The sequence below is a fragment of the Allocoleopsis sp. genome, from assembly GCF_036703385.1.
Taxonomy (GTDB): domain Bacteria; phylum Cyanobacteriota; class Cyanobacteriia; order Cyanobacteriales; family Coleofasciculaceae; genus Allocoleopsis.
In genome coordinates, this window is record NZ_DATNPA010000014.1 from 15,260 (window position 1) to 28,435 (window position 13,176).

A 13,176-nucleotide genomic window follows, 5' to 3' on the forward strand; every position below is an offset into this window, starting at 1 on the left:
ATCTCCGATTGGCAGACCGTGGGTAACGACAATTTCCAATCTCAACCAAATTGACGGGAGGTGCGATCGCTCTTTTAACCAACTTCTAAACTAAGATTAAGTCTGTTTGGAGTGTTACAGCACCAAAATAGGCAAGAACAAGAAAAGAAGAAGCGTTACTAGAGAAAATGAATTTAACAGTAGATGACCTACGTGCAATCGACGATAAGCTATCGAAACGTGATATCAACCTTGACCCAGGCGGATATTTCATTATCTACCTCGATCGCGAGGCAAGGCTAATTTGTGCCAAGCACTTCACCAATGTAATTGATGAGCGAGGTTTAGCCATTGACCCAGAAACTGGCAAAGTTATCCCAGCCAAGGGCAAGGTAGAACGGACTCAAAGCACCTTGTTTACAGGCAGAACCGCTAAGGAACTTTGTGTATCTATCTTTGAGCAAACCCAACCCTGTCCCGTTACAAAGCTGGATCATGCAGCTTATTTGGGACGGGAGTTTGTTCGGGCTGAATCTGCTCTAGTTGATGGCGAAGAGTATGTTCAGGATTAGCTTCCTGAAAAACTCTGATAGAAAAAGTAAGTAGCCATCGGGACGACGGTGGCGATAATCAAGATAGCCACCACCCAAATCGTAGAATTTTGGGTGTCAGTTTCTTCTGCACTCTTAAAGGTACTTTCAACCTGAACCTTTTCTTCTACAACAGGGGGGCCGGGGTCTGGTTCACCCGAAAGAACGGCGACTAAGCGATCGCTTGCATCCAACAAAGCTTGATTGTATTTGTTCCCCGTGCGTAGGGGCACCGCTACTGTTTCAGACGCTACGCTTTCAGCAATGTCGTCTGGCAGAATTGACTTAACCGCGTCACCCGTCTGAATGGCGGTTGTATTGGTTAGCGTGTCAATCACCAGCAGAGCTTGTTTAGCTTGAGCTTGTGATGTTGGGAACCATTTTTTAAACAGGGCTTTTGTGAAGCTATCGATCGTCTCACCGTAGTCTAAACGGTGCATGGTCACCATCCTGACCTCTTTACCCGTTTTCTTGGCTAAATCATCCAGAGTATTGCTCAAGCGCCCTTCATTCAAACGGCTGAGAACTTCGGCTTTATCAATAACCCAAGTCGGTTCCCCAGCTCTGATGTTGGGCATTTGATAGACCCCAGTGGCGTTAGCAGGCGCTGCCACGAATACACTGGCTAAAACGAATAACAATAGGGGAAGAATCAGGCGTTGAACGTATTTTTGACCCTCGTAGAGTCGATGGAGGAGCTGTTTCATTGAATTGATTGGAATATTAAGATTGCCTTTTCCAATACATACTATATAAACCGCCGCAAAACTTACGTCTAAAAAATGAAAGGCGTGTTACGGTTGAAGGAAAGCCTTGAGCTTGCTCACTGGGAGTGCCAGCAATGAGTTCAGCAGAAATTTATCGGGGTTGGATAATTGAGGCTAGACCAGTATTCTGCGTTCAGGTCTGGAGTGCCACGGGTGAATGCGTGATTCCCATTCACAATGCTAAGACCCAGGAAGAAGCACTGCATTTTGCCAAGCGCTGGATCGATCTGCAAATGACACCGGATCGAGTTAGACCTCAACCGAGTGATTCGCCTCCCCCTGACTTTGACGACGACGACATCCCGTTTTGAGCCAAATTCCTAGGGTGCCTCCATAGCATCGCTACCTGTAGCTGTCCGGTAGTGGAGTTGTACCCAAATCACTACAATAGGCGATCAAGGCGATCGCTGACTTCCTCTGGAGAGGGATGAAATCGCTAGCGAAAGAAAGTTTAATGAACTTTTCTAAAGGTCACAGCAGATTCTGCCATTGGGTAACCCCTACTTGCGTAGAATGTGATCTCAAGTTCTTCTGTAACCTTTTAGACAGATAGGAGACGTTCAGCATGGCTGATCCCAGAGATACAGAGCTTATAAAACCGTTTAATGGCGACCCTTTTACGGGGCATTTATCGACTCCCATCAGTGATTCCGGTATTGTTAGGGCTTTCCTCAACAATCTACCCGCCTACCGCAAAGGGATATCACCCCTGCTGCGAGGTTTAGAGATTGGTTTAGCTCACGGCTATTTCATCATTGGCCCTTGGGTCATCTTTGGTCCGCTGCGGGACTATCCGGGTGCAGCCAGTTTAGGTGGATTAATTTCAGGCGTGGCTTTGATTATCATTGCAACCGCCGCTATGGCTGCCTATGGCATTGCCAATTTCCAAGAAGGTCATAACACTGCCGTTGCTAAGCAAAATCCCAAAACCCCTGCTGAACTGACTACGGCTGACGGCTGGAGCCAGCTTGCTGGTGGGTTCTTTATTGGTGGCATGAGTGGCGCTTTCGTCGCCTATTTCCTGCTGGCCAATTTTGATGTTGTGGATGCCATACTGCGTGGCGTCGTTCACAATACATAGCCATTTTTGGGCTGGCAGTCTTTGGCTTTAAGTGTTGGACTTAAGCCATCAGTCAGCTCTACGTTATCTCCGTTTTGAAACCCTGTAAATTTAGTGAGGAAGGTTTGACATGACAGGTGCATACGCAGCTTCATTCTTGCCCTGGATTTTGATTCCTGTTGTTTGTTGGCTCTTGCCTGCTGTGGTAATGGGTCTTTTATTTATCCACATTGAAAGCGACGCTTAACCCATTCTCAAAGTCTAAACGCCATTTTTAATTAATTGTGGGAAATACCCTGCCTAAGCGCTAAGCGCCAGCTCCGCGAACGGGTAGGGTATTTTCTGATTAAAATTGTGGTGGCATCTAGTTAGTTGATACGTGATGGATACGGATGAACTGAAGCGGCGTTACCTGGCTGGAGAAAGAAATTTTCATCGGGCAAACTTAAGCGGGTCAGATTTGCGTAAACTCCAATTAATGAGAGCCGACTTGCTGAAGGCAAATTTGCAAAACTCTAACTTCAGTGGAGCGAATCTAACTAAAGTAAACTTTTATCAAGCCAATCTTAGTAGAGCCGATTTGCGTCAAACAACCCTAAATGAGGCAATACTACATGGTGCAGAACTCAGTGGAGCCAATCTACATCGAGCAAGCTTGATTAAGGCTGATTTGTGTGAAGCCAACCTGAAAGGGGCAAGTCTAACTCATACTAATTTGGGCGCGGCTAAACTGGGTGGAGCCAACCTGAATAATGCCAACTTAACTTGGGCTAATCTGCGTAAGGCCGATCTGAAGGATGCTAACCTAGAGGGCGCAGACCTGAGTGGTGCTAAATTTTGCAATACAATCATGCCTGACGGGAGCATGAGAAATGATGATTGCTGAGCCAAAGTTGCGATCGCTGTTATAGCCCTAGAAGGCAAGGAAGACTTGTTGTTGAGATAGTAATTCACTCTCCACGGGTATTGACTAAGCCCTGATAAGCTTGCTAGGGTAGGCGCATTACAGAACTCAACAAACAGTCTCACTAGCGCCACAGCCATGTTCAGCAGCCGCTATTACTTTTATTTTTGGTTTAGGGAGGTTCACCGGTGGTGAAAACAGTTCCCTATGGAACCGACCCGGTGGATCGCAGAACAAAGGCTGTGGTCCATTATTTTTTTAAGGCAAACATGCCTCAAGAGCCAAGTATGACAATCTCCCTCAATAGCTGGTTTTACGGCTTTTATTTTTGGCCCAGATACGCTTCCGGGTAGGTAAAGTCACGCCAACTTTCTGCTACAACCCGGAACCTTCAAAGGAACCGGGTTTTTTATTTTTCACCCATCTTACAAAGGAATCTGACTCATGTTGAATGCCAAACTTGCTACACAATCTCATCCTGATCACAACACCCTTGTCAAACTCTCGGACAACGTCACCTTCGGGGCGAGAGAACTTGTAATTATTGGGGGGCCATGTGCCGTCGAGAGCCGATCGCAAATGGAACTCGTTGCCCAACAGCTTCAGTACGCGCCTGTTCAGGCGCTACGGGGTGGTGTTTTCAAGCCTCGGACATCTCCTTACTCGTTTCAGGGCTTAGGTGTGGAAGGATTAGAGATATTGTCAGAAGTGCGATCGCGTTACAATCTCCCCGTTGTCACAGAGGTCATGACCATCGGTCAAATTGAAGACCTTGCGGCTCAGGCGGATATGCTTCAGGTGGGCAGCCGCAACATGCAAAACTTTGATTTGCTCAAAGCACTCGGTCAAATACAAAAGCCAGTTCTGCTGAAGCGAGGGCTTGCTGCCACGATTGAGGAATTTGTGATGGCAGCCGAATACATTCTGAGCCACGGTAACTCTCAAATCGTGTTGTGTGAACGCGGTATCCGCAGTTTCGATAACTTCACTCGCAACGTACTGGATTTAGGCGCTGTTGTGGCACTCAAGCAAATCACTCACTTGCCAGTTATTGTAGACCCCTCTCATGCTGTCGGAAAGCGGGAACTGGTCGCTCCCCTGGCAAAAGCTGCTGTGGCGTGCGGAGCAGATGGATTGATTATCGAGTGTCACCCCGAACCCGAAAAGTCAGTTTCCGATGCACGTCAGGCGCTTTCTTTGGAAGATATGGTGGATTTAGTTCACAGTTTACGACCCGTAGCCGCCGCCGTGGGGCGACAGATTGCGGAATCTGTGAGTCTTCCTAAATTGGCACTAGCGTCTTAATTGACACTCCCACGATTCCGCTACGCTAAAATCGTGGGATTCTTGGTTCAGCCAGTCAACTTGCTCGCTGATGTCACCACCAGTGAGTAGAGATCGTTCTGTTCCCAAGCGTTGATTCCCGTGTGTCCCACGGTATTTATCTCGATTCCTACTTGCCTCAAAGCTTTGGCCAGGATGTTCAGCGCGGCATTGTGGTCGCGATCAAGTACTGCTCCACACGGACAAACATGAGTCCTGACCGAGAGTGACTTCTTGACCGTAGTGCCGCAGGCTGAACAATTCTGGGATGTGTGATGAGGAGCAACAGCAACCACTGTCTTCCCATACACTCTACCCAGGTATTGCAACCAGTCAGTGAACTGCGACCAGGCGGCATCACTGATTGACTTGGCAAGCTTTGAGTTCTTCACCATATTCCTCACCTGCAAGGCTTCGTAGGCAATGAAGTCGTTAGATTTCACAAGCGCATTTGCCGTCTCAATAGCAAAGTTTTTACGCTGCCGACTCACCTTGAGGTGTTTTCCTCCCAATCGATTCATCGCTTTTTTGCGGTTGGCTGACCCTTTCTTCTTCCTGGAGACTCTACGCTGTGCCCTATGAAGTGCCTTCTCGCTCTTGCGGAGATGACGAGGGTTAGGGACAGTTGCTCCATGGCTCGCGGTCAAGAAGTGATTGAGTCCTACATCTATCCCAATGGCTTTACCTGTAGGAGCAAGTTCCTCGGTTCGCTCCACATTGATAGCAAACTGAGCGTAGTAGCCGTCAGCTCTACGGATGACTCGTACTCGCTTAATCTCCTTGGGAGAGTAGAAGTGTAGGTCGCGACTACCGATTAATTTAAAGGTGCCAGCCGCAAAGCCATCTGTGAAAGTGAGGTGTTTCTTATTAGGGGAAAGCTTCCAACCGGAAGTCTTATACTCAACGGAGCGGGAAAACTTTTTGTATTGTGGATAGCCTTTCTTTCCGGGTTTATTGGCTTTGCAATTAGCGAAGAATCGTTGGATAGCAAAAATGGCACGTTCGGCTGATGCTTGGCGTGCCATTGAGTTAAGTTTACCTGCCCACTCAAACTCAGCAGCCATTACAGCGCATTGCTTGTAGAGGTCGGACAGCTTAACTCCTCGATTGTCCATCCAGTACCTAAGCGCTTTATTACGGATGAATTGAGCCGTGCGAATCATCTCGTCGATGACTCGATACTGCTCTGCCCGTCCTTTTAGCTTGAACTCAAGTACTATCATGCGATAAGCATACCATGTTTATAGCCAAAAGTAGCTATAAGACCGGACGGCGCTTAAAAGCGCCAACGCTACATCCCACCCTTAAAAGAGGTGGGCTTTGCTTGTTTCTCTGTAATATCGAATCTGCTGGCATCGGAATAAGGTATTTTTTTAACGCAGAGGGTCGCCAAGGAGGGCGCTGAGGAACGCAGAGTTTTTGGGGAAGATGTCAGTCTCAGTGCTTGGTTGGTAATAGCTAGACGGTCATCTTCTCCAGTGGCTACCGTATCGTTGTAGAGCGCGATCGCTCACCCAATCTACTCAACTTATTGTAGAGGGGCGCGATTGCATGATTGCACCAGCGTAGCTGATCGCTCTCGCATCCGGTCGCATCTGACCCCAGTCCCCACCGACCATCGCGTTTGACTCTAGGCATCGCCTTGACCCTAAGCCAATCCCTCCTGAATTCCTCTTCCTTGTTGAGACAGTACTTACGGCTCAAGAAAGGCGAAGCCAAAAAACTGCAACCTAACAAATCGCTTTATTCCCAAAGTTGGATTTATGCCACCCTTCAAGAGCAAAGCCCACAAAGTTTTCTAGTATCAAAGAATAGCCTTTCAATTTTTCTCGTTTTTTATCCTCACTCTCAATACTTTTTACAATCATGTCTCTAAACCCTCAACAAGAAAAAATCCTGCAAGCTTTTGTGAGTGCCCTTGAAAAGCAAGATGAATCTTTGCCAGTGGGACTACAAAAGCAGCTCAATGCCATCGGTCAGAACTTGGAAGCTCGGATTGTGGAACTACCTACCATCGCAGCCAGCCTGCCTTCTTTAAATCAGGCTTACCAGGTAGCTCTATCTGATACACAAACGGATAAAGGTGATCCAGGCGCAACATTGGTTTCTACGAATCAGGATCGCAGAACCGAACTTCGCGAACACGCTGCCCAAATTCTCACTGATTCAGACCCGGTTCAAGCCGCTCAGCGAAACAAATATCGAGGGTTAGGGCAAATTGCCACAAACCCTCTCAAGCGCTTCTTTGGCAGGGGTTAGGAAATATACAACACAAGGAATCAGGCTGAGACCAATTAAAACCGTGCCACTCTTCCCTCCGCCCCCTAACCTCACTGCTGGTACTGTGACCGACCCCCACAAGGGGATGGAAACACTCTTTGCGCAAAAGTACCCCCATCAGATTTTGATATTTTGATAGAGGTTGTTTAACTAGTTATCGTAATTTGAGAGAGTTGGTTTTGTTGACCAGCCTAAAAGATTATCTTTACCAAAAGGACATACCCAAAACGGCAATCATCGCTACAAGTAACAGCAATGAAAGCAACAAAATAAACACCAGGCAAAATCCTGCGATCGCCCACAGCCTTTGATGGCGTTTAAACGCTTTCACACTCTTCCAACGGCGGCTTTTCCAAGCCCACTCATTGCCTTTGACACCTAAGATGATCGCCATCATCGGCCAAGTCATCCCCATCGTAAAGGGAAGGGTAATGATAGAAAAATCACTCCAGGCTATCAGTCCAATCCAAACTTGATTCGGGATACACCACAAACCAGGAAGGAAAAAGGCACCCCAGTTCCAGCCGTGAATTTCCTCTGGCACGGCGACGGAGGAGTCCAATAACTGCCCTTGACCTGCATGATTCCCAGAACCATTATGAGCTGGCTTAGATCGGGAATTAGCTGCCTTTGGAATAAACGCGATCGTATTCATCATTTGGGTGGTGGCTGAGACATGTGATGCTGTGGCTAACAGGTATTCCACCACTTCATCAGCGGAGTGAAAACGATCAGAAGGATTGGGCGCAAGCATACGATTGAGCATAAAACTCACTCGTGGACTGAGGCTGAGTTCCTGCTGCCAAATCCAGTGAAGTGTATCGGGGTCAATCAGTTCTTGGGGCTGTTTTCCAGTCATTAACACCAGTGCGGTCACAGCCAAGGCATACAGATCGCTATGAGGCGCGACGATTCCTAAGCGCATCTGTTCATCGGGAGCATAACCCATTTTCCCCAAACGAGTCTTACTACTAAAGGGGACCGAATTGGGCGTATGGGAAACGGTTTCACCCACTTCAAGGGGAATTTGGACAACCCCACCTAAATCAATTAAAATCGGCAGTCCATCTGAGGCACGGCAGATGATATTGTCAGGAGAGATATCGCGATGAATGATACCCAAGGAGTGGAGATAGCTTAAAACAACGAGCAGTTGCCACAAGAGTTCGACGATTTCGGCTTCGCTGAAGTATTGCCCGATCGCCATTCGCTCTTCTAATAAAGTGTGGTAAGTTTTACCCTCAATGTAGTCTTGGACTAGAAAGAGCCGCTTTCCCTCCCGAAAAAATTCCCAGAACCGGGGAATCTGGGGTGATGAAAGCTTGTACAAAATGGCAGCTTCTCGTTGAAACAGTTCCTCAGCTTTCTGAAGTGCTTGAGTTCCTTGCAGGAATGGCATCAGCTCTTTGAGCGTGACCCGTTCGTTAAAGCGTCCCGTATCTTCGGCAAGGTAAGTTCGACCCATTCCTCCCTGACCGAGTGGATGCACAATCACATAGCGATCGCGTAATCGCGTTCCAGGAGTCAAATTTTTGCCAACGGATTTCAGCTTTGGTTTGGGCATGGGGACACCGCAGCCAGAACAAAACCGTGAACTCCTGGGATTATCTTTCCCACAGCTCGTACAAGCAATTGCATTCATGAAGCCACTCTCAAGGGTTACCAGCTGATTGATTCCCGCATAACTACTAGCTTAGCCAGTCCCGTTCCTGACCGCCTAGTAAGCCATCTCATCCAATTACCGATGATGAACTGAACCTACCGGAACCGATCTTGAGTAAAGTATGCTATTTCCTTACAGTATGCGATCGCTGCGATCGCTAGTCCGGCCTTAACGTTCTGATTTCCCAACAGGGATGTAGTTCTACCATTGAGCCATCCGGCAAGGCACGTTTATGCATACCGTTGTTCTCGTTCTGGTTCAAGTACTAATTATCATTGGGCTTTCCCGACTCATGGGTCTGGGGTGCCGAGTCCTGAAGCAACCTTTGGTAATTGGTGAAATTATTGCTGGAATTATGCTGGGGCCATCTCTGTTGGGTTTACTAGCTCCCAATTTGGCAACGACGTTGTTTCCTGCCGAGACACTTCCCTTCCTCAATGTGCTGTCTCAGGTGGGGCTAATCTTCTTCATGTTTCTGATTGGCCTAGAGCTAGACCCAAAATATCTCAAGGGCAACTTAGATATCGCTGTTTTGACCTCCCACGTCAGTATTTTGGTGCCCTTTTCTCTGGGAAGTTTGATTGCATTATGGCTTTATCCCCTGGTGTCCAACGGTAGCGTTGCCTTTACCGCCTTTGCTTTATTTTTAGGCGCAGCACTGTCGATTACAGCCTTTCCCGTCTTAGCCCGGATTATTACGGAAAACAACCTGCAAGGTACACGTTTAGGAACTTTGGCGCTGACTTGTGCGGCGGTGGATGATGTTACGGCTTGGTGTTTGTTGGCACTGGCGATCGCAGTTACTCGTACTAACAGCATGATCGGTGCAGTGCCCACCGTTATAGAATCCCTAGTCTACATTGGGTTCATGCTAACAGCGGGGCGCTGGTTTCTAGAGAGACTGTCCCGCTTCTACAACCTCACGGGACGCCTCACTCAGCTCGTTTTAGCGGGGATCTATATGGGTGTGGTTGCTTCTGCCCTGATTACTGAGCTGATTGGCATTCACTTAATTTTTGGGGCATTCCTCTTGGGAGCGGTAATGCCTAAAAATCCTGGATTGGTCAGGGAGTTGGCTCAGAAAACCGAAGACTTTGTTCTCGCCTTTCTACTACCGATCTTTTTTGCCTACAGTGGTCTACGCACCCAGATTGGCTTGCTCAATCGTCCTGAACTCTGGTTGCTATGTGCCTCTGTGGTCGCCGTGGCAATTCTTGGCAAGTATGTTGGCACCTATGTAGCCGCTCGTGTCGGTGGTATTGAAAACCGCGAAGCTTCTGCTTTGGGTTGGTTAATGAATACTCGCGGTTTAACAGAACTCATTGTGTTAAACATTGGTCTGAGCTTGGGTGTGATTTCCCCTTTACTGTTCACCATGCTGGTGATTATGGCCTTGGTGACAACCGTGATGACCTCGCCATTGTTGGAGTGGACTTATCCTAAAAAGCTAATTCGGTTGGATTTAGCAGAACCAGAAGCCGGTGTGGAAACAAGTTCGCCAACCCTTGAACCCGCTTATCGAATTCTTGTACCCGTTGCGAATCCCACAACACAGAAAGGGTTATTACAACTTGCTGTAGCCATTGCGGGAACCGGGTTACCTAATGATCGCGGACACGGCTTCACGACGCAATCCGCCGTGGTTCATCCCCTCAGCCTGATTCAATTAGAAGAAGACTATCTGTTTGAAAATACACCCATTGAAGCAGAACGCTTAATTCAACAGCGCCGTTCACGCTTAGAGGAATTGATTCAAACCTTAGAACCTCCAGAAACCCGCGAATCCGTGCATCCCATTGTTCGCATTGCCAAGGATGTGGCAGGAGCAACGGCAGAGATTGCTCAACTGGATCGAGCCAATTTGATTCTAGTGGGTTGGCATCGCCCTGCGTTTAGTACCAACCGCTTAGGGGGGCGCGTGGGGCAAATTCTGACTACAGCGCCGATAGATGTGGCGGTGTTTGTGGATCGAGGACGAGAGCGTTTAGAAACGTTGTTGGTGCCGTATGCCGCTAGTACTCATGATGATTTGGGATTAGAACTGGCGCTTAGACTACTGGTCAATGGAGAGCATCGCAGTCTTACGGTTTTAGGTGTGGTGCAAGGGAACGATGACTTTAGGGATTTAAGTTACGAGTTTCGCACCCTGATGGAGCAATTACCATTGAGTGTGCGTGATCGCATTGATATTCAGATTATCGAAGCACCGGAACCGATTCAAGCCGTCGTTGAGGCATCTAGCTTAGTTGACCTCACCATTGCTGGTACTAGTCGCGCTTGGGGGATTGAGCGTCAAACCTTGGGACGGTATACCGATGAATTAGCGATCGAGTGCCGCTCCTCACTCTTAATTACCCGTCGCTATTCTCAAGTGACCTCTCACCTGAGCTCTGTGCTTTCCCTGTCCAATAGCGAAGCATCCATTGGTCAAAATGAGTCTGGAGTCCAAGCCTAATGAGTCATTTCAAGCTTAAATCATTGGTCTTTTATGGGATAACGATCGGTGCTGTTGTAGTTTTATTTAACGTGGTCACGGCATACGGAAAGGCCAATCTTAAAGCACCACCTAAAATCACGGGTCGGTATCGCATCAGCGCTCAAAACTTACCGGATTGCCTTAAATCGGATACCTTGTTGCTGAATCTTGAGCAATCTGGAATTTACCTCAACGCGTCTTTACTCCCTGCCCAATCAAATACTCACTTAGAAACGCTCGCGGCAGAGAAACCCTCTCTCAATGGAGAGCTGAGTTATCCCAAGCTGAGTTTATCCGGGCCAATTCCTTTTGTTAGCAACTGTAAAAATCTGGCTCAGCAAGCAGACGCGGCAGGACATCCCCTATCCGTTAATATTCAAGGCGTCGTCCAGGGAAAAACCCTCACAGGTCAAATCAGCCTGAATTCAACAGCAACAACGGCTGAATTTATAGCTGAGTTAGAAGAACCCAAGGAAAAGCCGCAGGAATAATGTCAATGCAACAAATTACAGGTAAAACTAAACTGTTGGGGGTGATTGGCCATCCCATTGAGCATTCCCTTTCCCCCGTGATGCATAATGCTGCAATTGCCCAGATGGGAGTAGATTACGTCTATCTGCCCTTCCCGATCAAAACAGCGGATTTAGGTGTTGCGATCGCAGCTTTTGCGGCTATTGGTGTGCAAGGATTTAGTGTTACCATTCCTCACAAGCAAGCCATCCTCTCCCTGTTGTCAGAGGTTTCTGCGATCGCTAAACTGACTGGAGCTGTCAATACCGTTTGGCGCACAGAACAGGGATGGAGTGGTACCAATACGGATGTAGAAGGCTTTGTTGCACCCTTGCAAGCCTTGAACCGGGATTGGAGTCAAACCACCCCCGTCATTTTAGGACATGGTGGGGCAGCACGCGCTGTCGTTGTGGGTTGTACTCAGCTCGGTTGTAATGAGATTCACATTGTGGGGCGCAATGTGCAAAAGTTAAGCCAATTTCAACAAAGTTGGATGAATGCACTCCTACCCGTCACGATCAACATCCACCGTTGGGAGGAACTACCAGAGTTATTGCCTCAAGCGGATTTGGTCGTTAATAGCACGCCTGTAGGGATGTATCCTCACGTTGAACAATCTCCCCTCGATGCCGCAGCCATGCAGTTGTTACGTCCAGATGCGATCGCCTACGACTTAATTTATACCCCCAACCCGACGCAGTTTTTGCAGCAAGCCAAAGAACAGGGTGCAGTTGCGATCGATGGTTTAGAAATGCTGGTTCAGCAAGGCGCTACTGCTTTAAAAATTTGGGTAGAACAAACGCCACCTGTAGATATTATGCGGCGATCGTTGCAGCAGCATTTGGGTTTATTGACTTAATAAGTTGTGGATAAATATTATCCAATAAACTGAAATTACAATAACCAACAACTATGGTTCAAACTCTCCAAGCCAAAGAAATCACGTTGCGCGACTTGATTGTAAAATTTGGTATTCAGCTAGTTGAAGATGAACAATTTTTCTGGGAGTGGCAGGATAATTTACCAGAACTCACCCCATTTGATTCACAACTTTTAGACAAAGTCAAGTCAGGTTTCGTAAATTTACTTAATTACCCACCCCTTCTAGAAGATGTCGTCAGAATGGCGGTGCTAGACCCCATTCTGTTTATCGGAGACTTTTATTTAGCGCCTTTTTACGTTAAATCAGAAGAGTCTGTTGATATTATCTCAGACGATGAGGGGGTTATTGTTAAAGGAAAAATTGATACTTTAGTTTTAAAAGGCCAACTTTGGGTAATGGTCGTTGAGTCCAAAAAAGCAGCATTTTCCATAGAAGAAGGACTCGCCCAAATTATTGCTTATATGCTAGGCAATCCTCATCCTGAAAAACCGAGTTTTGGCATGATTACCACGGGTGGAAGTTTTGTTTTTGTCAAATTAGTCAAAGGGGAAGTTCCCCTATATGCTTTGTCTAGGGTTTTTATTACTCGCAATCCTGGCAATGAATTGTATGAAGTGCTGAGAATTCTTAAGCGCTTGAGCCAATTGGTTAACAATTCTGGTGAGAATGGGTCTTCAGAGTGAACGACCTCAATATTTCCACTCTAATTATCAATCGTATTTGGTACTTTTACCACTGAAA

Annotated in this window: 15 protein-coding genes; 11 read left to right on the top strand and 4 right to left on the bottom strand. The window is 47.4% G+C overall.

Translation table 11 applies throughout. The features are described from left to right. The first annotated feature begins 167 nt into the window (after positions 1-167). A complete protein-coding gene (locus V6C93_RS00675) occupies positions 168-551 on the top strand; it encodes a DUF4346 domain-containing protein (protein WP_333474710.1) in 384 nt (127 codons plus the stop codon). Here the strand turns inward: V6C93_RS00675 and psb32 are convergent. Beyond that, positions 548-1,276 (bottom strand): photosystem II repair protein Psb32, encoded by a 729-nt coding sequence (gene psb32 / locus V6C93_RS00680; protein WP_333474711.1) that lies wholly within the window; start codon positions 1,274-1,276, stop codon positions 548-550. The genes V6C93_RS00675 and psb32 overlap by 4 nt on opposite strands. Positions 1,277-1,410: 134 nt before the next feature. On the opposite strand from psb32, the gene V6C93_RS00685 reads away from it, so the two are divergent. From V6C93_RS00685 to aroF, 5 genes are all read left to right on the top strand, one after another. Further along, positions 1,411-1,647 carry a hypothetical protein gene (locus V6C93_RS00685; RefSeq protein WP_190778350.1) on the top strand — a complete coding sequence of 79 codons (237 nt, stop codon included), beginning with the start codon at positions 1,411-1,413 and terminating at the stop codon, positions 1,645-1,647. A gap of 254 nt (positions 1,648-1,901) precedes the next feature. Beyond that, positions 1,902-2,417, top strand: coding sequence for a photosystem I reaction center protein subunit XI (locus V6C93_RS00690; protein WP_333474712.1), 516 nt, complete (start codon positions 1,902-1,904; stop codon positions 2,415-2,417). 109 nt (positions 2,418-2,526) lie between these two features. Next, positions 2,527-2,643, top strand: a complete 117-nt coding sequence (locus V6C93_RS00695) for a photosystem I reaction center subunit VIII (protein ID WP_333474713.1) — start codon at positions 2,527-2,529, stop codon at positions 2,641-2,643. 135 nt (positions 2,644-2,778) lie between these two features. Further along, positions 2,779-3,282, top strand: a complete 504-nt coding sequence (locus V6C93_RS00700; protein WP_333474714.1) for a pentapeptide repeat-containing protein — start codon at positions 2,779-2,781, stop codon at positions 3,280-3,282. A gap of 462 nt (positions 3,283-3,744) precedes the next feature. Then, positions 3,745-4,605 carry a 3-deoxy-7-phosphoheptulonate synthase gene (aroF, locus tag V6C93_RS00705; protein WP_333474715.1) on the top strand — a complete coding sequence of 287 codons (861 nt, stop codon included), beginning with the start codon at positions 3,745-3,747 and terminating at the stop codon, positions 4,603-4,605. A 47-nt stretch (positions 4,606-4,652) separates the two neighbouring features. On the opposite strand, the gene V6C93_RS00710 is transcribed toward aroF, so the two are convergent. Continuing rightward, on the bottom strand, positions 4,653-5,846 hold the full coding sequence (locus V6C93_RS00710; RefSeq protein WP_333474716.1) for a transposase: 1,194 nt from the start codon (positions 5,844-5,846) through the stop codon (positions 4,653-4,655). A 259-nt stretch (positions 5,847-6,105) separates the two neighbouring features. Continuing rightward, positions 6,106-6,261 (bottom strand): hypothetical protein, encoded by a 156-nt coding sequence (locus V6C93_RS00715; protein WP_333474717.1) that lies wholly within the window; start codon positions 6,259-6,261, stop codon positions 6,106-6,108. Between the two features lie 228 nt (positions 6,262-6,489). On the opposite strand from V6C93_RS00715, the gene V6C93_RS00720 reads away from it, so the two are divergent. Continuing rightward, entirely contained in the window at positions 6,490-6,882 is a 393-nt protein-coding gene (locus V6C93_RS00720) for a hypothetical protein (protein ID WP_333474718.1), read from the top strand. A gap of 226 nt (positions 6,883-7,108) precedes the next feature. On the opposite strand, the gene V6C93_RS00725 is transcribed toward V6C93_RS00720, so the two are convergent. Next, positions 7,109-8,545 (bottom strand): serine/threonine-protein kinase, encoded by a 1,437-nt coding sequence (locus tag V6C93_RS00725; RefSeq protein ID WP_333474719.1) that lies wholly within the window; start codon positions 8,543-8,545, stop codon positions 7,109-7,111. A 253-nt stretch (positions 8,546-8,798) separates the two neighbouring features. On the opposite strand from V6C93_RS00725, the gene V6C93_RS00730 reads away from it, so the two are divergent. Genes V6C93_RS00730 through V6C93_RS00745 form a run of 4 tightly spaced genes read left to right on the top strand, consistent with a single transcriptional unit; the run spans position 8,799 to position 13,118 of the window. Continuing rightward, positions 8,799-11,021, top strand: a complete 2,223-nt coding sequence (locus V6C93_RS00730) for a cation:proton antiporter (RefSeq protein ID WP_333474720.1) — start codon at positions 8,799-8,801, stop codon at positions 11,019-11,021. Next, on the top strand, positions 11,021-11,533 hold the full coding sequence (locus tag V6C93_RS00735) for a hypothetical protein (RefSeq protein WP_333474721.1): 513 nt from the start codon (positions 11,021-11,023) through the stop codon (positions 11,531-11,533). Before V6C93_RS00730 ends, V6C93_RS00735 begins: the two co-directional genes overlap by 1 nt. 5 nt (positions 11,534-11,538) lie before the next feature. After that, the gene (locus V6C93_RS00740; RefSeq protein WP_333474722.1) at positions 11,539-12,411 is read left to right on the top strand and encodes a shikimate dehydrogenase; all 873 of its coding nucleotides are present in this window, start codon (positions 11,539-11,541) and stop codon (positions 12,409-12,411) included. Between the two features lie 53 nt (positions 12,412-12,464). Further along, entirely contained in the window at positions 12,465-13,118 is a 654-nt protein-coding gene (locus V6C93_RS00745) for a restriction endonuclease subunit R (protein WP_333474723.1), read from the top strand. Positions 13,119-13,176 lie beyond the last annotated feature (58 nt).

Coding starts and splice junctions, on each gene's coding strand:
- V6C93_RS00675 (WP_333474710.1), top strand. CDS start 168: ATGAATTTAACAGTAGATGACCTACGTGCAATCGACGATAAGCTATCG.
- psb32 (WP_333474711.1), bottom strand. CDS start 1,276: ATGAAACAGCTCCTCCATCGACTCTACGAGGGTCAAAAATACGTTCAA.
- V6C93_RS00685 (WP_190778350.1), top strand. CDS start 1,411: ATGAGTTCAGCAGAAATTTATCGGGGTTGGATAATTGAGGCTAGACCA.
- V6C93_RS00690 (WP_333474712.1), top strand. CDS start 1,902: ATGGCTGATCCCAGAGATACAGAGCTTATAAAACCGTTTAATGGCGAC.
- V6C93_RS00695 (WP_333474713.1), top strand. CDS start 2,527: ATGACAGGTGCATACGCAGCTTCATTCTTGCCCTGGATTTTGATTCCT.
- V6C93_RS00700 (WP_333474714.1), top strand. CDS start 2,779: ATGGATACGGATGAACTGAAGCGGCGTTACCTGGCTGGAGAAAGAAAT.
- aroF (WP_333474715.1), top strand. CDS start 3,745: ATGTTGAATGCCAAACTTGCTACACAATCTCATCCTGATCACAACACC.
- V6C93_RS00710 (WP_333474716.1), bottom strand. CDS start 5,846: ATGATAGTACTTGAGTTCAAGCTAAAAGGACGGGCAGAGCAGTATCGA.
- V6C93_RS00715 (WP_333474717.1), bottom strand. CDS start 6,261: ATGCCTAGAGTCAAACGCGATGGTCGGTGGGGACTGGGGTCAGATGCG.
- V6C93_RS00720 (WP_333474718.1), top strand. CDS start 6,490: ATGTCTCTAAACCCTCAACAAGAAAAAATCCTGCAAGCTTTTGTGAGT.
- V6C93_RS00725 (WP_333474719.1), bottom strand. CDS start 8,545: ATGAATGCAATTGCTTGTACGAGCTGTGGGAAAGATAATCCCAGGAGT.
- V6C93_RS00730 (WP_333474720.1), top strand. CDS start 8,799: ATGCATACCGTTGTTCTCGTTCTGGTTCAAGTACTAATTATCATTGGG.
- V6C93_RS00735 (WP_333474721.1), top strand. CDS start 11,021: ATGAGTCATTTCAAGCTTAAATCATTGGTCTTTTATGGGATAACGATC.
- V6C93_RS00740 (WP_333474722.1), top strand. CDS start 11,539: ATGCAACAAATTACAGGTAAAACTAAACTGTTGGGGGTGATTGGCCAT.
- V6C93_RS00745 (WP_333474723.1), top strand. CDS start 12,465: ATGGTTCAAACTCTCCAAGCCAAAGAAATCACGTTGCGCGACTTGATT.